Source organism: Nonomuraea sp. NPDC001684 (assembly GCF_053596515.1).
Genome location: NZ_JBSFGJ010000040.1, coordinates 21,022 through 40,553 on the forward strand (window position 1 = coordinate 21,022; position 19,532 = coordinate 40,553).

Annotated in this window: 15 protein-coding genes; 7 read left to right on the forward strand and 8 right to left on the reverse strand. The window is 71.1% G+C overall.

What is annotated here, in order from left to right; all coding sequences use genetic code 11:
- Nucleotides 1-6: 6 nt before the first annotated feature.
- The 5 genes from ACWCSD_RS11215 to ACWCSD_RS11235 are packed head-to-tail and all read right to left on the reverse strand — an operon-like array spanning nt 7 to nt 5,673.
- Nucleotides 7-1,380 carry a DUF58 domain-containing protein gene (locus tag ACWCSD_RS11215; protein WP_352349265.1) on the reverse strand — a complete coding sequence of 458 codons (1,374 nt, stop codon included), beginning with the start codon at nt 1,378-1,380 and terminating at the stop codon, nt 7-9.
- Nucleotides 1,381-1,435: 55 nt separating this feature from the next.
- Nucleotides 1,436-2,392 carry an AAA family ATPase gene (locus ACWCSD_RS11220; protein WP_358282759.1) on the reverse strand — a complete coding sequence of 319 codons (957 nt, stop codon included), beginning with the start codon at nt 2,390-2,392 and terminating at the stop codon, nt 1,436-1,438.
- Between the two features lie 13 nt (nt 2,393-2,405).
- Nucleotides 2,406-3,671, reverse strand: a complete 1,266-nt coding sequence (locus tag ACWCSD_RS11225) for a DUF4350 domain-containing protein (RefSeq protein ID WP_449914148.1) — start codon at nt 3,669-3,671, stop codon at nt 2,406-2,408.
- Nucleotides 3,668-4,294 (reverse strand): DUF4129 domain-containing protein, encoded by a 627-nt coding sequence (locus ACWCSD_RS11230; RefSeq protein ID WP_397164992.1) that lies wholly within the window; start codon nt 4,292-4,294, stop codon nt 3,668-3,670. The genes ACWCSD_RS11225 and ACWCSD_RS11230 overlap by 4 nt, the downstream gene beginning before the upstream one ends.
- Nucleotides 4,291-5,673, reverse strand: a complete 1,383-nt coding sequence (locus tag ACWCSD_RS11235) for a glycerophosphoryl diester phosphodiesterase membrane domain-containing protein (RefSeq protein WP_449914149.1) — start codon at nt 5,671-5,673, stop codon at nt 4,291-4,293. Before ACWCSD_RS11235 ends, ACWCSD_RS11230 begins: the two co-directional genes overlap by 4 nt.
- 268 nt (nt 5,674-5,941) lie before the next feature.
- Between ACWCSD_RS11235 and mtrA the strand changes: the two genes are divergently transcribed.
- The 6 genes from mtrA (at nt 5,942) to ACWCSD_RS11265 (ending at nt 13,194) form a co-directional block, all read left to right on the forward strand.
- Nucleotides 5,942-6,619: an MtrAB system response regulator MtrA gene (gene mtrA / locus ACWCSD_RS11240; RefSeq protein ID WP_043620615.1), complete on the forward strand. Its 678-nt coding sequence runs from the start codon at nt 5,942-5,944 to the stop codon at nt 6,617-6,619.
- A gap of 18 nt (nt 6,620-6,637) precedes the next feature.
- Nucleotides 6,638-8,374 carry an MtrAB system histidine kinase MtrB gene (gene mtrB, locus ACWCSD_RS11245; protein WP_397164989.1) on the forward strand — a complete coding sequence of 579 codons (1,737 nt, stop codon included), beginning with the start codon at nt 6,638-6,640 and terminating at the stop codon, nt 8,372-8,374.
- The gene (locus ACWCSD_RS11250) at nt 8,361-10,085 is read left to right on the forward strand and encodes an LpqB family beta-propeller domain-containing protein (RefSeq protein WP_397164988.1); all 1,725 of its coding nucleotides are present in this window, start codon (nt 8,361-8,363) and stop codon (nt 10,083-10,085) included. Before mtrB ends, ACWCSD_RS11250 begins: the two co-directional genes overlap by 14 nt.
- 172 nt (nt 10,086-10,257) lie before the next feature.
- Entirely contained in the window at nt 10,258-10,938 is a 681-nt protein-coding gene (locus tag ACWCSD_RS11255; protein ID WP_449914151.1) for a ComF family protein, read from the forward strand.
- Nucleotides 10,939-11,565: 627 nt separating this feature from the next.
- Entirely contained in the window at nt 11,566-12,231 is a 666-nt protein-coding gene (hpf, locus tag ACWCSD_RS11260; RefSeq protein ID WP_358282772.1) for a ribosome hibernation-promoting factor, HPF/YfiA family, read from the forward strand.
- Nucleotides 12,232-12,495: 264 nt separating this feature from the next.
- A complete protein-coding gene (locus tag ACWCSD_RS11265) occupies nt 12,496-13,194 on the forward strand; it encodes a response regulator transcription factor (RefSeq protein ID WP_352326269.1) in 699 nt (232 codons plus the stop codon).
- A 149-nt stretch (nt 13,195-13,343) separates the two neighbouring features.
- Here the strand turns inward: ACWCSD_RS11265 and ACWCSD_RS11270 are convergent, their stop codons facing one another.
- On the reverse strand, nt 13,344-14,537 hold the full coding sequence (locus ACWCSD_RS11270; protein ID WP_364325729.1) for a winged helix-turn-helix domain-containing protein: 1,194 nt from the start codon (nt 14,535-14,537) through the stop codon (nt 13,344-13,346).
- A gap of 262 nt (nt 14,538-14,799) precedes the next feature.
- Nucleotides 14,800-15,060 carry an HGxxPAAW family protein gene (locus tag ACWCSD_RS11275; protein ID WP_357970282.1) on the reverse strand — a complete coding sequence of 87 codons (261 nt, stop codon included), beginning with the start codon at nt 15,058-15,060 and terminating at the stop codon, nt 14,800-14,802.
- A gap of 225 nt (nt 15,061-15,285) precedes the next feature.
- Between ACWCSD_RS11275 and secA the strand changes: the two genes are divergently transcribed.
- Nucleotides 15,286-18,075: a preprotein translocase subunit SecA gene (gene secA / locus ACWCSD_RS11280; RefSeq protein WP_358282774.1), complete on the forward strand. Its 2,790-nt coding sequence runs from the start codon at nt 15,286-15,288 to the stop codon at nt 18,073-18,075.
- An 81-nt stretch (nt 18,076-18,156) separates the two neighbouring features.
- Here secA and ACWCSD_RS11285 read toward each other — a convergent pair whose 3' ends face one another.
- Nucleotides 18,157-19,431, reverse strand: coding sequence for a PTS transporter subunit EIIC (locus ACWCSD_RS11285; protein WP_397164982.1), 1,275 nt, complete (start codon nt 19,429-19,431; stop codon nt 18,157-18,159).
- Between the last annotated feature and the right edge of the window lie 101 nt (nt 19,432-19,532).

The window sequence follows — 19,532 nt, forward strand, 5'->3', positions numbered from 1 at the left end:
CCCGGTCTAGAGCCGGCCCGCGGCCTTCAGCGCCAGGTAGGCGTCCGCCAGCGCGGGCGCGATGTCCTCGGGCGGCGCGTCCACGACCTCGACGCCGTGCCGGCGCAGCCTGGCCGTGATGCGCCGGCGCGCGAGCTGGGCCTGCTCGGCCGCCGCCGCGTCGTAGACCTCCTCGGTGCTGCCGCGCCTGGCCGCCATGGCCGCCACCCGCGGGTCGGACACGCCCGCGACGAGCACCAGGTGCCGCGAGGACAGCTGCGACAACACCGGCATCAGGCCCTCGTCGAGCGCCGCCGCGTTGAGGTCGGTGAGCAGCACGACCAGGCAGCGCCGCTTGGCCCGGGACAGGACGGCGGCCACCATGCCCTGCCCGTCGGCCTCGACCAGCTCGGCCTCGATCGGCGCCATCACGTTGACCAGCGACGACAGCAGCTCGGTACGGGACGCGCCGCTCACCCACGCGCGCACCGCCCGGTCGTAGGCCAGGAAGTCGACCTGGTCGCCGGCCCTGGCGGCGAGCGCGGCCAGCAGCAGCGCCGCGTCCATCGACCAGTCGAGCCGCGGCCAGCCGGGGGCGGGCCGCGGGTCGGGACGTACCAGCAGCCCCGGACCCTGCGCGGCGGCCCCGGCCAGGGGCAGCGGCGCGTCGCCCACCCGGCCCGCCGACGTGCGGCCGGTGTCGAGCACGATCAGCACGCGCCGGTCGCGCTCCGGCCGCCACGTGCGCACGACCACGTCGTTGCGGCGCGCCGTGGCCCGCCAGTCGATGGACCGCACGTCGTCGCCCACCACGTACTCGCGCAGCGAGTCGAACTCGGTGCCCTGCCCGCGCACCAGCGCCGGATGCCGGCCGTCGAGCTCGCGCAGCCGCGCCAGCCTGGACGGCAGGTGCTTGCGCGACAGGAACGGCGGCAGCACCCGCACCGACCAGGGCGAACGGTGGCTGCCCTGACGGGCGGCCAGGCCGAGCGGCCCGACCGAGCGCACGGTCACCGCCACCGACGACCGGTCCCCGCGCCTGGTCGGGTTGAGCGTGACCACGATCCTGCGCCGCTCGCCGCCCGGCACGTCGAGCTCGGCGACCCGGGGGACGGCCCCGGCCGAGGGCGGCCAGGCGTCCCTGATGCGGCCGCGCACCCGTCGGCGGCCCGGGTTCTCCACGATCAGCTCCACCGTGGCCGTCTGCCCCAGCCGTACGAGCGTGTCGCCCGAACGGTGGAACCGCAGGGGTCGCACGGCGCCCGCGAACACCAGGTCCACGATGATCGCGGCGGCCAGCAGCAGGCAGACCCCGGCCAGCGCGGCCCCGGGCTGCGGCGCGAGCAGCACGACCACGATCCCGGCCGCAGCGAGCAGCCCGGCGCGTCCCGTCAGAGCCATCGGCGCCTCCCGGCCGAGCCCGCCGCGGACCTCTCGCGTGCGTCGCAGCCGGCCATCAGCGCGGGACCGGGACCGAGGCCAGGATGCCGTCGAGCAGGCCGTCGGCGGTCGCGCCCTCCAGCTCGGCCTCGGGCCGCAGCTGGACGCGGTGCCGCAGCGCCGGCCTGGCCAGCGCCTTCACGTCGTCGGGCGTCACGTAGGGACGCCCGGACAGCCACGCCCACGCCCTGGAGGCGGCCAGCAGCGCCGTCGCGCCCCGCGGCGAGACGCCGAGCTGCAGCGACGCCGAGCTCCTGGTCGCACGGGCCACGTCGACGATGTAGCCGAGCACCTCGGGGGCCACGTGCACCTGGGAGACCGCCTCGCGGCCGGCCGCCAGGTCCTCGGCCGTGGCCACGGGCTTGACGTCGGACAGGTCGCGCGGGTCGAAGCCGCGCGCGTGCCGTTCGAGCACCGAGATCTCGTGGTCGCGCGGCGGCAGCGGCACGGTGAGCTTGAGCAGGAACCGGTCGAGCTGGGCCTCGGGGAGCTGGTAGGTGCCCTCGTACTCGACCGGGTTCTGGGTCGCGCAGACCACGAAAGGGTCGGGCAGCGGACGGGCCGCGCCCTCCACGCTCACCTGCCGCTCCTCCATGGCCTCCAGCAGCGCCGCCTGCGTCTTGGGCGGGGTTCGGTTGATCTCGTCGGCGAGCAGCAGGTTCGTGAAGACCGGCCCCTCCCTGAACTCGAACTCGCTGGACTTCGCGTCGTAGATCAGCGAGCCGGTCACGTCGCCCGGCATCAGGTCGGGCGTGAACTGCACGCGCTTGAAGTCGAGCGACAGGGCCGCTGAGAGAGTGCGCACCATCAACGTCTTGGCCACGCCCGGCACGCCTTCGAGCAGCACGTGCCCCCGGCACAGCAGGGCGATGACGAGCCCGGTGACCACGGCGTCCTGGCCGACCACGGCCTTGGACACCTCGGCCCGCAGCGCGCCGAGCGCCTCCCTGGCCGCCTCGCCCGAGGGGGCCACGCGGAAAGTCTCCTCAGAGTTCACTGACCTGCCTTTCGATGGAGTCCAAGTACCCGGCCAGCGCGACGAGCCCGGCGTCGTCGGCCGGCGGCGGGCCGTACAGTGCGGCGCCGACCACCTGCGGGTCGTCGGCGATCCGCGCCGCCAGGGCCGCGACCAGCTCGTGCGGCCCGGCGCCCTGGGCCAGGCCCAGGCGGGGCGTGAGCCGATCGACCGTGCCGGCGCGCAGCGAGTCGGCGGCCCGCTGCCTGGCCCTCCTGGCGCGGTAGAGCCTGCCGCGGCCCTCGACCGTCTCGGCGGCCCGCACGACGACGGGCAGCTTCTCGGTCACCACCGGTCCGAGGCGGCGCCCCCGCCAGAACGCGACGAGCGCCACGGTCAGGCAGGTCATCAGGATCGCCCACGGCACGCTCGGAGGCATCAGCTCGTACATCGACTTGCCCTCGGAGCCGGGCAGGTCGAGCGGGGGCGGATTGTCCGGGCGGACCAGCCAGGTGACGGGCCTGCCGGTGCCGACGAGGTTGAGTGCGAGGGCCGCGTTGCCGTCCTCGGGCAGGCGCAGGTTGGTCATGAACGCGCCGTCGCCGACGACCGTGGTGGTGGCGCCGTCGCCGGTGCGGTAGCTGACCAGGGAGTAGCCGTCGCCCGCGGGGTAGCAGGAGGCGGCGCCGGGCGGGCCGTTCAGCACCAGGCCGCCGACGTGCGCGCTGCCGGCCCGCGTGGCGGCGGGCAGTGCGCACCCGGGCTCGCGGGAGCGCACCCGCGACGGCTCGCGCTCGGTGCTCGTGCCGGGGGCCAGCACGCCGAGGCCGGGCAGGTCGCCGACGATCAGCCGGTCGCCGGGGATCTCGGCGAGGCGGTGCTCGTCGAGGTAGGTCAGGTCGGTGACCAGCAGCAGCCGGCCGCCGCCCGCGGCCTTGGCGGCGGCCGCCTCGACCGAGTCGACCCGGTCGACCTGGACGCCCCGCGCCCGTAGCAGCTCCGCCAGCGCCTTGGACCCGGCGAGCGAGGTGTCGGCGGGGTCGAGGAAACGCGAGGGCCCCCGCTGCGGGCCGAGCAGCACCGCGGCCACCGCGACCAGGACGACGACCAGGCCCAGTACGACGATCACGCGGCTCGCCCGCCAGGTGGAGCGGGCGGTGGGAGAGGTGGCGGCGGAGGGCCCGGCGGGCCCCGGCGCGGAGGTGGTGACCGAGGTGGTGGCCGGGGCGGTGACCGGGGTGGTGTTCGCGCTCGGCGCGCTGCCGGCCGCGGCCGGCTCCGAGTTCCAGACGCTCACGACGGCCCGCCTCCCACCGCGAGCGGGACGGGCCGCGCCTGGCGCAGCCGCTCGTCCAGGTCGCTCATCGCCTGGTACGCGGCCTGCGTGCCGGGCACGCCGCCGTAGCTGACGTCGTCGAACGAGCGCGCGGCGGCGGCCAGCTCGGCGGCGAAGCCGGGCAGCGCCCTGCCCGCCTCGGCGGCCAGCTCGTCGGCCGTGCGGCCCGGCATGCCGTCCACCAGCGCGCGTTCCTCCAGGTCGCGGGCGATGGCGCGGAGGCGTTCGCGGATGGCCTGCGTCCAGTCGCCCTCGGCGGCCAGGCGTTCGGCGGCCCTGCGGTGCTCGGCGGCGTTGAGCACGCGCTCGCCGTAGAGGCCGCCGACGGCCATGGCGTTCCGCCGGGCGGTCCTGCGCAGCCGCCAGCCGACCAGCAGGATCACGCCCAGGATGATGAGTGTGATCACGACCGCGGCGATGATCCCGCCGGCCGGGCCGCCGCCCGTCACGGCGTCGGTCAGGTCGCCGATGAACTGGACGAAACGCCGGTAGAGCTGGTCGAACAGGGATTCCTTCTCGTATCCGGGCTTGAGGAGTTCCTCGGCCGCCTTGCGCGCCGCCTCCTCCCGGCCGACCGGGCTCACGACCTGGCTGAGTTGGACGGGTGCCAGAGGTCGTCGGCCGAGGCGTGCACCCAACCCTGGCGCTGCTGCTCGATCGCCGCCGTCTGCAGCACGAGGTCGAACGCCTCGCCGCGCATGCGCCGGTCGGCGTAGAGCAGGCCGGAGACGCCGGCCTGGAAGGGGTAGGAGAACATCGCGCTCAGCGTCGCGCCGGCGGCGATGAACACCGCCGCGATCACGGCCGAGCCCGGCGAGCCGGCGCCGAGCATGCCGATCAGCGTCCCGCCGAACGAGAACGGCACCGACAGCACCCCCGACACCAGGCCGACCAGCAGCGACGTCAGCAGCAGGATGCCGAGCACCCGCCAGAAGTCGCCGGTCACCAGGTGCCACGAGCGCCGCATCGCGTCGATCGGGCCCCTGCCCTCCAGCACCACGGCGGGCGCGGCGAACGCGAAGCGCGTGGTGATGAACAGGTAGTACGGGATGAACAGCAGGACGAACAGCCCCATCACGCCGAGGGTCAGTCCGACGCCCTCGGAGGAGGAGACGTTCATCGCCAGCGCCACCACGACCAGCGCGAGGACGATCAGGGGCACGACCATCATGGCGGCCATCAGCCCGACGACCCCGAACAGCGCCGGGAGCCGGCCCTTGCTGAGGTGCCAGGCCTCGGCTGCGGTGATGTTGCCGCCGAAGACGGCCCGGCCGAGGATGCGCGTCAGCACGCCGGTCAGCACCGTGACCACGACGAACTGGATCGCGTACGAGACCAGCATGCCGCCGTACTGGGCGACGATGCCGTAGAAGCTGTCGAGACCGGCGGAGGCGGCCTGCGGGTCGTCGAGGATGTCGCCCATCGAGCCGAACATGACCGCCTGTCCCACGGCCAGCGGCACCGCGCCGAGCAGGGCGGCGACGGCGGACAGGCCGAGCACGGCCTTGGGGTTGGACCTGATCAGCTTGATCGTGCCGTCGAGGATGTCGCCGAGCCCCAGCGGCCGCAGCGGGATGATGCCGGGCCGCAGCGCGGGCGGCGGCATGTAGCCGTAGCCGGGCTGCTGGTAGCCGCCCTGCTGGTAGCCGGGCTGCTGGTAGCCGGGCTGTTGGTATCCGGGCTGTTGGTATCCGGGCTGTTGGTATCCGGGCTGGGGGTACCCCGGCTGCGGATGACCGGACTGCGGGTGGCCCGGCTGGGGGTAGGGTGGCTGAGGCCCCGGCGGGCCGTAGGGCGGCGGCTGGGGGGCTTCGCCCTGCGGCTCGTACGGTTGGCCGTACGGCGTCTGCGTGGGCGATCCCGGCGCGGTCCACGGTGAAGCCTGCGGGGCGCTGTAGGGCGGGGGCTGTTCGGCAGACCAGCCTGGGGGCGTCTCGGGCGTGCGTCCGTGACCGTCTGACATATCCCAATCCTGGCACGCTGGGCGGGTGGCTGGTGTCACCGAGGTGATTCGCCGGCTCATCTTGCCCTCATTTATCGGCGAAACGGGGCAAGGAAGGCAGCCGGGGATGGCCGAAAGTCGCTCCGTTACCGCAGACTGGGTTTGTGGTTGCCGGGGGAACCTAAAATTCGCCTTTCGTAGGGCTCATGTCCCACACATGGGCCGACCAAGGGTAACCTTCAGCGATCGTGCGGGTATGTCCCACAATGCGTAGAACGAATGAGGGGCCATGAAAGGTCGCGTGCTGGTCGTCGACGACGACGCCGCTCTCGCCGAGATGCTCGGCATCGTGTTGCGCGGAGAAGGCTTCGAGCCGTCCTTCGTCTCCGACGGCGACAAGGCCCTCGACGCGTTCCGGGATACACGCCCGGACCTTGTCCTGCTCGACCTGATGCTGCCGGGCGCCGACGGCATCGACGTGGCGCGCAGGATCAGGGCGGAGTCGGGGGTGCCGATCGTGATGCTCACCGCCAAGAGCGACACGATCGACGTCGTGCTCGGGCTGGAGTCCGGTGCCGACGACTACATCGTCAAGCCGTTCAAGCCCAAGGAGCTCGTGGCGCGGGTGCGGGCGCGGCTGCGCCGCACCGACGAGCCGACGCCCGAGATCCTGCAGATCGGCGACATCACCATCGACGTGGCCGGCCACTCGGTCAAGCGCGGCGAGGAGACGATCAACCTCACGCCGCTGGAGTTCGACCTGCTCGTCGCCCTGGCCCGCAAGCCGCGCCAGGTCTTCACCCGCGAGGTCCTGCTGGAGCAGGTCTGGGGCTACCGGCACGCCGCCGACACCCGGCTGGTGAACGTGCACGTGCAGCGACTCCGCGCCAAGATCGAGAAGGACCCCGAGCACCCCGAGATCGTCGTGACGGTCCGCGGCGTGGGCTACAAAGCCGGCCCCGCCTAGCCTTCGCCCCGCCCCGCCATGCCCCCGACCAGAAAAGCCCGCCGACGGACGATCCGCCAGATTCTCGGCGGCGTCCGCCGGAGGGTGCGCCGTGCGGCGGGCCGGGTGCGCAGCGTGTGGCGGCGCTCGCTCCAGCTCCAGGTGGTCACCAGCACACTGGTGATCTCCGTGACCGTCGTGGTCGTCCTCGGCACGTTCCTGTCCGACGAGATCAACCGGTCCGTGGTCGCGAGCAGCCAGCAGTCGTCGCTCAACGAGGCGTACGCCGACCGGCTGCAGATCGCCGACGCGCTGATCCCGCCCTCCGACGACGGCGCCAAGGCCCCCGACACCGACCAGAAGGTCAACCCGCTCGACGAGGTCATGGACACCGTCACCGGGTCGGGCGAGGACGGCTCCAAGAAGCGCTACGACGTGCTCATACTCAACGAGGCCAAGCCCGGCATGTCGCGGGCCTCGGGCCGGGTGGTGCAGGCCGACGTGCCCGCCTCGCTCCGGCAGCGCCTGCAGAAGTACATGAACCGGGCCGAGTACGGCAAGACCGAGATCCAGATCGAGTCGATCAGGTTCGCCGGGCAGAGCCAGGCCACGCTGACGTTCGTGGTCGGCGGCGTCGTGCACGAGCCCACGACCGGCCAGGACTACCAGGTCTACCACTTCTTCCCGTTCAGCGAGGAAGAGGAGCTGCTGTCCAACGTCCGGCTGGCCATCGTCGTGGTGGGGCTCGGGCTCGTGCTGCTGCTGGCCGCCATCGCGTACCTGGTCGCGCGGCAGGTCGTCACGCCCGTGCGGCTGGCCCGCCAGGCCGCCGAGCGCCTGGCCGCCGGCAAGCTGGACGAACGCCTCAAGGTGCGCGGCGAGGACGACCTGGCCCGCCTGGCGAACTCGTTCAACGAGATGGCCGCCAACCTGGCGCTCAAGATCCACCAGCTTGAGGAGCTGTCGCAGGTCCAGCGCCAGTTCGTCTCCGACGTCTCCCACGAGCTGCGCACGCCGCTGACCACCGTCCGCATGGCCGCCGACCTGCTGTACGACGCCCGCGAGGACTTCGACCCCATGGCCGCCCGCTCGGCCGAGCTGATGCAGGCCCAGCTCGAACGGTTCGAGTCGATGCTGGCCGACCTGCTGGAGATCAGCCGCTACGACGCCGGCGCCGCCACGCTCGACGTCGACTCCGTGGACATGCGCGACGTCGTCCACCGGGCCATCGCCGACTCCGAGGCGCTGGCCGAGCGCCACTCCACCCGCTTCGACATCCGCCTGCCGCACGAGCCGTGCATGGTCGAGGTCGACAACCGCCGCGTCGAGCGCATCCTGCGCAACCTGCTGTTCAACGCCATCGAGCACGGCGAGGGCAGGGAGATCGTGGTGACCGTGGGGGCCGACCGGGACGCCGTCGCCGTCGCCGTGCGCGACCACGGGATCGGGCTCAAGCCGGGCGAGGAGACGATGGTCTTCGACCGGTTCTGGCGGGCCGACCCGTCCAGGGCCAGGACCATCGGCGGCACCGGGCTCGGCCTGGCCATCTCCCGCGAGGACGCCACGCTGCACGGCGGCTGGCTGCAGGCGTGGGGGCAGCCGGGCGAGGGCTCGCAGTTCCGCCTCACGCTGCCCAGGCTGGCCGGGGCCGACCTGAAGGGCTCGCCGCTGTCGCTGGTGCCGCCCGAGATCGAGATGCGGCGCACCTGGCGCAGCCACATGACGCCGGTGCTGCTCCCGGCCTCGGGGGACGGAGGCGGCCATGAGGAGGACTAGACGGGTGGGCGCCGCGGTCGCCCTCGCCGCGGCCGTGGCCTGCGCGGGCTCGGGGTGCACCGTGATCCCGGTGAGCGGGCCGTACACGGTGAGCGACACCGGGGGCGGCGATCCGCTGAACAAGCCGTTCCAGCGCATGATCGCCGTCCCGCCGCGCGACGACTGGAACCCCGAGTACCTGATCAAGGGGCTCCAGGCGGCCATGGCGGCCTACCCCGACGACCCCACCGTGCTGGCCAGGTACCTGACGCCCAAGGCCCAGGCCAAGTGGAAGGCGTCCGGGCCGGTGACGGTGATCGAGGACGCGTACCAGGTGGACCCCCCGGGGGAGGGCGACGAGCCGGAGACGTACGGGCTCAAGGGCAAGCAGGTCGCCCGCATCGACCCCGACGACGCGTACGTGCCGCTGTCGGGGAACGCGCCCGAGCGGTCGTTCGTGCTCAAGAAGGACGCCCGCGGCGCCTACCGGGTCGACGACCTGCCGGACGGGCTGCTGCTCACCAAGTCCGACGTGGCGCGGGCGTACCGGCTGACCAACCTGTACTACCTCAACAGCGCCCGCGAGCGCCTGGTCGTCGACCGGGTGTGCCTGCGGCTCAAGCCGACCGAGACCTTCGCCCAGACCATCGTCAAGCGGCTGCTCAAGGGGCCGAGCGGCGCGCTGCGCGGCGCCGTGGGCACCGTGTTCCCCGAGGGCACGCAGGTCGAGTCGGTCGGCACCGGCGAGGACCGCGTCCTGATCAACTTCTCGGGCCCGCTCCTGCCGCTCGACCTGGGCGAGAAGGCCGCCCTGGTGGCGCAGCTCAAGTACAGCCTGACCAGCAACAAGGTCGCCAACAGCCGCACCATCGAGGTGCAGGTCGACGGCGAGCAGTACTGGACCGAGCCGCCCAACCTGGAGGCCCACTGGCTGGAGAACGGCGGCGGCACGCCGTACTACACCAGCAAGGGGTCCGTGCACGTCATGAGCGACGAGGGCCCGGGCGTCGCCGTGTCCGGACCGGCGGGGGAGGGGAACACCGACTTCAAGGCGTTCGCGCTGTCCACGCAGCAGACCGGCGCGATCGTCGCGGCCCGGACCTCCACCGGCATCTCGATCGCCGGGCTCACCCCCGAGGGCCGCTGGCAGCAGGTCGTCGAGGGCGCCGACCTCACCGACCCCACCTGGCGCCGCGACGGCTCCCTGTGGACGTTCGACCAGCACAACAAGGTGGTCCTGCGGTACGACCCCAACGGCGGACGCGGCCCCGAGCGCGTCTCCGCCCCCGGGCTCGACGGCCTCGACGTCACCGCGTTCCGGATCGCCAGGGACGGCGTGCGGGTGGCCCTGCGCACCGGCAAGAACACCGTGCAGCTCGGGGCGCTGAGCGAGGGGCTCAACGGGCCCATGCTCGGCAACCTCCAGACGCTGACCTCGACGGAGGTCGAGTACGAGATCGAGGACATCGCCTGGGAGGACGACGAGCACCTGCTCGTCCTCATCAAGAGCAAGGCCGGGCAGATCCTGAACGAGATCGACATCGGCGACGGCGAGACCATCGGGATCCCGCTGAAGGACCGGCTGGCGGGGGTGACGGCGCTGAACGGGCGGGTGCTCGCGGAGGCGAGCACCGAGAAGGGCCCCAAGATCATCGAGCTCAACCAGGACCGCCAGGGCTGGACCAGCAAGATCGAACCCAACGCCAAGAACCCCTTCTTCCCCCTGGGCTGAACCCGTCCCCCGGACCGCCTCCCACCTGGGTTCGGTCGTGCCTTGGGTGGGTCCTCCGCCGGGACTGCGAGGGGCCCGTCCCCCGGACCGCCTCCCATCTGAGCTGGAGGCGCGTGCGCGGAGCCGGGGAACTGTCGGTGGTGGGGGGCATGCTGGGGGCGTGTTGGCGGGGGTGCTCGATGTGTTTCTGCCGCAGTCCTGCGTGGGCTGCGGGCGTGCCGGGGCGCGGTGTTGCGCCGGATGCGCGGCCGGGATGGCGGTCGCGCCCGCCAGGCGCGGGCCTGAGCCGGGCCCGCCCGGCCTGCCCGAGTGCTGGTCGGCCACGTCGTACGAGGGCGCGGCCCGCGCGGCGATCCTGGCGTACAAGGAGCGAGGGGCGGTGGGGCTGGCCGGCGTGCTGGCGCAGGTGCTGGCGTTCACCGTGCTCACGGCGCTGGGCGCGGCGGCGGGGACCGGGGCCGGATGGGCGCGGGGGCCGTTCGCCGTCGTGCCGGTGCCGAGCGCGAGGAGGGCGCTGCGGGTCCGTGGGCACGATCCCATGGGCCGGGTGGCGGTGCTCGTCGCCCGTCATCTGGTCGCGTCCGGCGTGCGGGCCGAGCCGTGGGCGGCGCTGCGGCAGGCTCGGCGGGTGGCCGACCAGGCGGGCCTGAGTTCCACGCAGCGCGCCGCGAACCTCGCCGGGTCCCTCTGTGTGGCCGGGCGCGTGAAAGGCCCTCCAGCGCCGTCTGCGGTGCTGCTGGACGACGTCCTGACCACCGGCGCCTCGCTCACCGAAGCCGCGCGAGCACTGCGCGCCGCCGGTCTGCGGGTGCCGTTGGCGGCCACCCTCGCCGCGACACGCCGAAGATCTTGAAACTGCTCTGCATCACTGTCGGTAAAGAAAGATCCAATTCTTGGGGACGTCTTGAAGAGGGGATGTCTCTTCCCGGGAACAAGAGATGGCACAGCTCAGGCGACCGGAAGCCGCGTGGCCGCAGGGGTTGGCGACCGACGGCGCCGGGGTCATTCGGACGTCCGGAACTCCGGGAAAATCACGGAAAGTGATCCTTTGGCCGAGCCTCCGGCTGACATTCGCCCAGGATGCGGATAGCGTTCTGACATGGCACCCGTCCGGGTCCGTGGTTGCGCAGAGTCGGTGTCCCCGGCTCTGCTAGCCGAGGCCAGCCGCAGGCAAAACGGTCCACGTAAGGCGACTCTTTGTCGACCGATCACGGTGCGGCTTAGGGGTAAGTCCTGCCTTCCCGAGGGTCCAGATGTCCCTCGCCAGAAGAGAAGGGCAGTAGTGGCAACAGAGCTGCGAAATCCTCAGCAGGCGAATGTGGGGTCGAAGACCAGGTCGGCCGGACGGGTGCCACCCGAGAACCCGGTGACGTCGTGGCGGAAGAGGGTAGCGGTGACAGAGAGGCGGACAGGAAACCCCGTCCGGTACGCACATCGTCGGGCGCTCTTGCTCAGTCGTTAGACGAAGGGGGGCTGTTGCATGGACATCATCGTCAAGGGTCGGCACACAGGAGTGAGTGACCGGTTCCGAGACCAGGTGACGACCAAGCTGGCCAGGATCGAACGTCTGGACAACAAACTCATCCGAGTCGATGTGGAGGTGTCCAAAGAACGCAACCCTCGCCTCGCCGACCAGCGCGAGCGCGTCGAACTCACCATCCATTCGAAAGGCCCGGCCATCCGCGCCGAAGCCTCGGCCGACGACCGGTTCGTAGCCCTCGACCTGGCCCTCGACAAGCTGGAAGGCCGCCTCCGCCGGCTGGCCGACCGGCGCAAGGTCCATCACGGCAACCACTGCCCGCCCTCGGTGGCGGAGCTCACCGCGACGCTCCCTGACGTCGCCGGCCCGCCGTCCCGGGGAGCCAAGCCCGTCCCCGAGCCGGCCGAGTCCTACGAGGACCTGCCGGTGCAGGAGGACAAGCTCGACGACGACATCGTCCCGATCGAGATGGACGGCGACGGCCCGCTCGTCGTGCGGGAGAAGTTCCACAGAGCGGAACCCATGACCATCGACCAGGCCATGCTCGAGATGGAACTGGTCGGGCACGACTTCTACCTGTTCCGTGACAAGGAGAGCGGCCTGCCGAGCGTGGTCTACAACCGGCGCGGGTACAACTACGGCGTGTTGCGGCTCGTAGAGCCCTGATCGCACACCGGAAGATCTTCTCGACCACCCGAGGACCGTGCCATACGTGCCATCATGGCGGTCCGACGGCTCTGGCCCCCCGACGAGGAGGAGACGTGAGCGAGCTCAGTCAGGTTCAGATGAGCGAGCGAAGCGAGGGTACTGACGGGACAACCGCCATGCGGACCGCCGCTACGGCCCCGACCGGGCGTGACAGCGGAGCGGCCGTCCGATGAGCAGGTTCCCCGTGAGCAAGGCAGGCGCAAGTCGGACCGAGGAGGGCTCGTGACCGAGTCCGGCGAGGTCCGCACGGCAGACAGCGAGCCGATCCGCGTGCTGATCGTTGACGATCACGAGCTGATCCGGCGAAGCCTGGCGTTGACGCTGGCCGCGGAGCCCGACATCGAGGTGGTCGGTGAGGCGAGCGACGGGCAGGAGGCGGTCGAACTGGCCGATCGCCTCATGCCCGACGTCGCGCTGATGGACGTGCGCATGCCCCGGCAGGACGGGATCGAGGCGACCAAGAGCATCAGGGCGTCCGTCCCGAGCACCCGCATCATCATGCTGACGGTGAGCGACGAGGAGGAGGACCTCTTCGAGGCCATCAAGGCCGGCGCCACCGGATACCTGCTGAAGGACGTGCAGATCAACGACGTGCCCGCCGCGGTGCGGGGCGTGCACGAGGGCCAGTCCTTAATCAACCCGGCGATGGCCGCCAAGCTCATCAGCGAGTTCGCGAACATGAGCCGCAAGGAGGCCGAACGCCCGCCGCAGCTCCCCGTGCCCCGGCTGACCGACCGCGAGATGGAGGTCCTGCGCCTGGTCGCCAAGGGCATGAACAACCGCGAGATCGCCAAGCAGCTGTTCATCTCCGAGAACACGGTGAAGAACCACGTCCGCAACATCCTCGACAAGCTTCAGCTGCACTCGCGGATGGAAGCGGTGGTCTACGCGGTACGCGAACGCATGCTGGAGATCACCTGACCCTGGCGCGGGCATGTGCGAAGGCCGCCGGCCGCGCCCCCGGATCTGTCCTCCCGGGACGGTGAGCCGGCGCGATCGCCGTCCCTCGTTCGCTGTTCCCCTTTCTCCGGCCGTGGCGGGCGCGGCCGTGGCGCCGGCCCGCTGATGATCTACGGCCGTGGCGCGGTCAGGAGGTGGGCGAGCTCCGGAGGGTCGGTGCGTTCGACGCGGACGGCGTCGCAGCCCACCCAATCGGCGGCCGACCACAGGGCGTCGCGGAAGGCGTCGGCCCACTTGGCCGGGGACAGGCCGGGCTCCAGGTGGACCTGACGGGCGACCAGGGTGGTGCCCTCACGAGCCGGGTCGACCCGGCCGATCAGGCGGCCCCCGGCCAGCACCGGCATCGTGAAGTAGCCGTGGACGCGCTTCTCCTTGGGCACGTAGAGCTCAAGCTGGTACTTGAAGCCGAAGACGCGCTCGGTGCGGCCGCGGTGCCAGATCAGGGAGTCGAACGGCGACAGCAGCGTCGTGCGGTGGCGGCCGCGCGGCTCGGACTCCAGCGCCTGCGGATCGGCCCACGCGTTGGCCTGGCCCTTCTTGGCCGGCCAGCCCGCCACCTTGACCGGCACCAGCCCGGCGGCGCCGCTGAGCAGGGCCTGGTCGAGCATCGCCGCGTACTTGCCCTTGAGCCGCAGGAAGTCGAGCAGGTCGGTACGGTTGGCCACCCCGAGCGACCGGCCCGCGATGGCGGCCAGGAGGACGACGCACTCCTCGTCGGGCAGGTCGTCGGCCAGCAGGTCGGCGGGCACCACGCGCTCGGTCAGGTCGTAGACGCGGCGCCAGCCGACGCGGCGCACGCAGGTGATCTCACCAATGTCGAGCAGCCACTCCAGCCCGATCTTGGAGTCGGACCAGTCCCACCACGGGCCGCCGTTCTTGGCGCCGCCGACGTCGGACGTCGTGAGCGGGCCCGAGTCGCGCACCTGCTGCAGCAGCTTGTCGACGCTGTCGGGCACCTCGTGCCAGCGGTAGCGCCGGTCGCGGTAGGCGCGGCGCCGGAAGGCGTAGAGCGGCCAGTGCTCGATGGGCAGGATGCAGGCGGCGTGACACCAGTACTCGAAGCTCTGGGCGGGATCGTGCCAGTAGGCGCGCTCGACCGTGGGCCTGCCCACCGCGCCCAGGCGCGCGTAGGCGACCAGCTCGTGGGAGCGGGCCAGGACGGAGATCGTGTCGAGCTGTACGGCGCCGAGCCGGCGGAGCATGCCGCGCACCCCGCCCTTGCGCGCGTCGGCGCCGATGAGCCCCTGGGCGCGCAGGATGACCCGGCGCGCCTCGTCGGCGGTCAGGTCGGTCACGTTCGTCATGCGGCGAACCCCGGGAGGCTTTGGGGGACGGTAGGGCTATCCATGGGAGGAATTTAGCGGCGCCCACCGACAGAATCGGCCCGCTCCCCGGCATGTGCCGGCCCGGGGAGAGACGCGCCGGGCGAGGGGCAGGAGGGGCGGGGGCGACACGCCGATGTACCGGGGTTGGGGAATTGGATGCCGAGAAGAAAGAGTCCAGGAGGGGCCGGGCATGGGAACGGCGGGCGCCCGGTCCGTCGGGGCCCGCCGTGTGCCGGGTGGGTCAGCGGTGGTCTTCGGCGCGCATGCCGACGCGGGGCGCGTCGATCACCACGTCCGTGAAGATGTCGAAGACGAGGGCGAGGATGCCGCCGACGACGAACACACCGGCGCCGACCCAGACCAGCGTCCAGTTGTCGGCCGTCAGCCCGAAGCCGGCCACGATGGTGCCCACCACCATGACAGTCACGGCCAGCCACGAGGAGGCGCGCCCGCCGTGGTTGCCGAGATTCTCCGTGTGCTCGGACTTCTTCCCCTCAACCATGACTAAATCCTTCCTTTGCCGGATATCCCGCTATTGGTGCGAACCGGCGCTCAACCGGCATACCCTCTGCCTTGGCCCCATTCTCCCAGACGTGTCCGGCGCCCTCGTCGTCACGGTGGCTGTGTCTGGTTGCGGAACCGCCTACGATGGCAACCGGGGAAGTTTGTCTCGGCCTCTCCTCCTGGCGGCGCCGCCGGGGTAGACCTGCGAGGAGCTTTACATAAAGTGGCAGCCATTCTCGACAAGATCCTACGTGCCGGCGAAGGCAAGACTCTGCGCAAGCTCAAGCGGATCGCCGATCAGGTCAACTCCATCGAGGACGACTTCACGAGCCTGTCCGACGCGGAGTTGCGCGCGCTGACCGACGAGTTCAAGCAGCGTTACGCCGACGGCGAGAGCCTCGACGACCTGCTTCCCGAGGCGTTCGCGACCGTCCGCGAGGCGGCTCGCCGCGTGCTCGGCCAGCGGCACTTCGACGTGCAGATCATGGGCGGCGCCAACCTCCACCTGGGCAACATCTCCGAGATGCGCACCGGTGAGGGCAAGACCCTGACCTGTACGTTGCCCGCCTATCTCAACGCCCTGTCCGGCAAGGGCGTCCACGTGGTCACGGTCAACGACTACCTGGCCAAGCGCGACGCCGAGACCATGGGCCGCGTGCACCGCTTCCTCGGGCTGGAGGTCGGCTGCATCGTGTCCGGGCAGGCGCCCGACGAGCGTCGCAAGCAGTACGAGGCCGACATCACGTACGGCACCAACAACGAGTTCGGCTTCGACTACCTGCGCGACAACATGGCGTGGTCGCTGGAGGAGTGCGTCCAGCGCGGCCACAACTTCGCGGTCGTCGACGAGGTCGACTCGATCCTCATCGACGAGGCCCGCACGCCGCTGATCATCTCCGGCCCCGGCGAGCAGTCGGGCAAGTGGTACAGCGAGTTCGCCAAGATCGTGCCGCGGCTGCGCAAGGGCGTCGAGGCGAAGAACCCGGGCGAGGAGAGCACCGGCGACTACATCGTCGACGAGAAGAAGCGCACGGTCGGCATCCTGGAGGCCGGCGTCGAGAAGGTCGAGGACTGGCTCGGCATCGACAACCTCTACAAGCCCGAGCACACCCACCTGGTCGGCTTCCTGAACAACGCGCTCAAGGCGAAAGAGCTGTTCAAGAAGGACAAGGACTACATCGTCGCCGACGGCGAGGTGCTCATCGTCGACGAGTTCACCGGCCGCGTGCTGCACGGCCGGCGCTACAACGAGGGCATGCACCAGGCCATCGAGGCCAAGGAAGGCGTGAAGATCAAGGACGAGAACCAGACTCTCGCCACGGTCACCCTCCAGAACTACTTCCGCCTCTACGCCAAGCTGTCCGGCATGACCGGCACGGCCGCCACCGAGGCCAACGAGTTCCACCAGACGTACAAGCTGGGCGTCGTCCCGATCCCGACCAACCGGCCGATGGTCCGCAAGGACCAGCCGGACGTCGTCTACAAGACCGAGGACGCCAAGTTCAACGCGGTCGTCGAGGACATCAAGGAGCGTTACGAGGCCGGTCAGCCGGTCCTCGTGGGCACCACGTCGGTGGAGAAGTCCGAGCGGCTGTCCAAGGCGCTCAAGCGGCGCGGCGTGCCGCACGAGGTGCTCAACGCGAAGAACCACGCGCGTGAGGCGTCGATCATCGCCGAGGCGGGCCGCAAGGGCGCCGTCACCGTCGCCACGAACATGGCCGGTCGAGGCACCGACATCATGCTCGGCGGCAACTCCGAGTTCCGCGCCGACCTCGAACTGCGCCAGCGCGGCCTCGACCCGGTCGACACGCCGGAGGAGTACGAGAAGGCCTACCCCGAGGCGCTGGAGAAGGCCAGGGCGGCCGTCAAGGCCGAGCACGACGAGGTCACCCAGCTCGGCGGCCTCTACGTCCTCGGCACCGAGCGGCACGAGTCGCGCCGCATCGACAACCAGCTCCGCGGCCGTTCCGGCCGTCAGGGCGACCCCGGCGAGTCGCGCTTCTACCTCTCGCTCGGCGACGACCTCATGCGCCTGTTCAACGCGGCCAGGGTCGAGCTGATCATGAACAGGCTGAGCATCCCCGACGACCAGCCGATCGAGTCGGGCATCGTCTCCAAGGCCATCGCCTCCGCCCAGCACCAGGTCGAGCAGCAGAACTTCGAGATCCGCAAGGAAGTTCTGAAGTACGACGAGGTCATGAACCGGCAGCGCAAGGTGATCTACTCCGAGCGCCGCCGCGTGCTGGAGGGCGCCGACCTGCACGACCAGGTGCGCGGCTTCATCGGCGACGTGATCGACGGCTACGTCGCGGGCGCCACCTCCGAGGGCTTCGCCGAGGAGTGGGACCTCGACCGGCTGTGGAAGGCGTTCGGCGAGCTCTACCCGGTCACGGTCACCATCGACAACCTCGTCGAGGAGGCCGGCAGCCGCGAGGAGCTGACCGCCGAGTTCATCTCCGAGAAGATCAAGGCCGACGCCCTGGAGGCGTACGCCAGGCGCGAGGAGCAGCTCGGGGCGGAGGCCACGCGCAACTTCGAGCGTCAGGTCATCCTGTCGGTGCTCGACCGCAAGTGGCGCGAGCACCTCTACGAGATGGACTACCTGCGCGAGGGCATCGGCATGCGGGCCTACGCGCAGAAGGACCCGCAGATCGAGTACCAGCGCGAGGGCTTCGAGATGTTCTCCGCGATGCTGGAGGGCATCAAGGAGGACTCCGTCGGCTTCCTGTTCAACCTTGAGGTCGAGGTGCAGGAGAACCCGATCGTCGAGGAGGAGGACGCCGCGGTCACCGAGACGCGGTCGATCATCTCCACCGCCCTGCGCGCGCCGCAGCGCCCGGCCGAGCTTGAGTACTCCGCCCCGGGCGAGCAGGGCGACGTCGAGCACACGCGGGTGCGCACCACGTCGGCCGAGCGGGCCGCGTACGGGAACGTCGAGCGCAACGCGCCCTGCCCCTGCGGGTCGGGCAAGAAGTACAAGCGCTGCCACGGCGACCCGAAGAACGCCGTCTGACCCGCTGAGGCGAGCCTGAACGGGCCCCCGTCCCCCTGCGCGAGCAGGAGGGCGGGGGCTTCGTCGTCGGCGCGGGGGCGCCTAGGGGGCCGGCGGGGCGGGGGGTTCGTGGCCGGGGGTGGGGATGTTCAGGCGGCGGATCAGGAACGCGAAGATCAGATAATAGAGAACGAAATACAGCAGCCCGAAGCCGATGATCAGCCCGAGCCGGTGGGTGTTCGATTTGCTGGCGTTCAGCAGCATGTCAATGGCGCCGCCGGAGAAGGTGAAGCCGAGCCGCGCGCCCAATTCCGCCATCAGGGCCATCGACAGCCCGGTCAGCAGGGCGTGCACCACGAAAAGCACCGGCGCGACGAAAATGAAGGCGAATTCCAGGGGCTCGGTTATGCCGGTGATGAATGCCGTCAGCCCGGCCGACAACATGATGCCGCCCACGGACTTGCGGCGTTCCGGCGGGGCCGCCCGCCACATGGCGATGGCGGCCCCGAGCAGCCCGAACATCATGACGGGGAAGAAGCCGGTCATGAAGATGCCGGCGCCCTGCTCGCCGGCGAAGTAGCAGTTCAGGTCGCCGGCGGCGTCCCGGGTGGCGCCGTTCACGCCGGCGTGGCACTCGGGCAGCGTGAACCAGACGATGGTGTTGAGGAAGTGGTGCAGGCCGACGGGGATCAGCAGGCGGTTGGCCACGCCGTAGATGCCGGTGCCCACGGTGCCGTGGGCCGAGAGCCAGTCGCCGACGCCGGACAGCCAGTCGCCCACCGGCCGCCAGACCAGCCCGAACACGACGCCGAGCAGCAGGGCGGCGACGGCGGTGATGATCGGGACCGAGCGGCGTCCGCCGAAGAAGGCCAGCCACGGGGGCGGCTTCAGCCGGTAGAAGCGCTGCCAGAGCAGCGCCGCGGTGATGCCGATGACGATGCCGCCGAGCACGCCGGTGGGGTTCTGGGCCCCCAGGTTGAGCATCGGCCCCTGCGGGGTGGTGACGACGACCTTGTCGTAGACCGCGCCGTGACCCGCGTCGTAGAAGAGCGTGCGGCTGACGCGGTCGAACACCAGGTAGCCGACCAGGGCGGCGAGGGCGGTGGAGCCGTCGGACTTGCGCGCGAACCCGATCGCGACGCCGATCGCGAACAGCACGGGCAGGTTGTCGAACAGGGCGCCGCCGGCCGCGGCCAGGACGTTGGCGACGGGCAGCATCCAGGGCAGGAGGCCGCCGAGGCCGTCCTTGCCGAGCAGGTCGTCCTGGCCGAAGCGGAAGAGCAGGCCGGCGGCGGGCAGCACGGCGATGGGCATCATGAGCGAGCGGCCGATACGTTGCAGCACCGCGAACGTCGCCGACCAGGGCGACGCGCCCATGGTCCTCACCCCCGCTCGGTGGTCCGTCATCGTGGACGAGCCGCCCGACGCCTTCGTCGTCGTCGCCCACGTCTACAACCTGGACACCCGCGAGCGGCTGC

Coding starts and splice junctions, on each gene's coding strand:
- ACWCSD_RS11215 (WP_352349265.1), bottom strand. CDS start 1,380: ATGGCTCTGACGGGACGCGCCGGGCTGCTCGCTGCGGCCGGGATCGTG.
- ACWCSD_RS11235 (WP_449914149.1), bottom strand. CDS start 5,673: ATGTCAGACGGTCACGGACGCACGCCCGAGACGCCCCCAGGCTGGTCT.
- mtrA (WP_043620615.1), top strand. CDS start 5,942: ATGAAAGGTCGCGTGCTGGTCGTCGACGACGACGCCGCTCTCGCCGAG.
- mtrB (WP_397164989.1), top strand. CDS start 6,638: ATGCCCCCGACCAGAAAAGCCCGCCGACGGACGATCCGCCAGATTCTC.
- ACWCSD_RS11250 (WP_397164988.1), top strand. CDS start 8,361: ATGAGGAGGACTAGACGGGTGGGCGCCGCGGTCGCCCTCGCCGCGGCC.
- hpf (WP_358282772.1), top strand. CDS start 11,566: ATGGACATCATCGTCAAGGGTCGGCACACAGGAGTGAGTGACCGGTTC.
- ACWCSD_RS11270 (WP_364325729.1), bottom strand. CDS start 14,537: ATGACGAACGTGACCGACCTGACCGCCGACGAGGCGCGCCGGGTCATC.
- ACWCSD_RS11275 (WP_357970282.1), bottom strand. CDS start 15,060: ATGGTTGAGGGGAAGAAGTCCGAGCACACGGAGAATCTCGGCAACCAC.
- ACWCSD_RS11285 (WP_397164982.1), bottom strand. CDS start 19,431: ATGGGCGCGTCGCCCTGGTCGGCGACGTTCGCGGTGCTGCAACGTATC.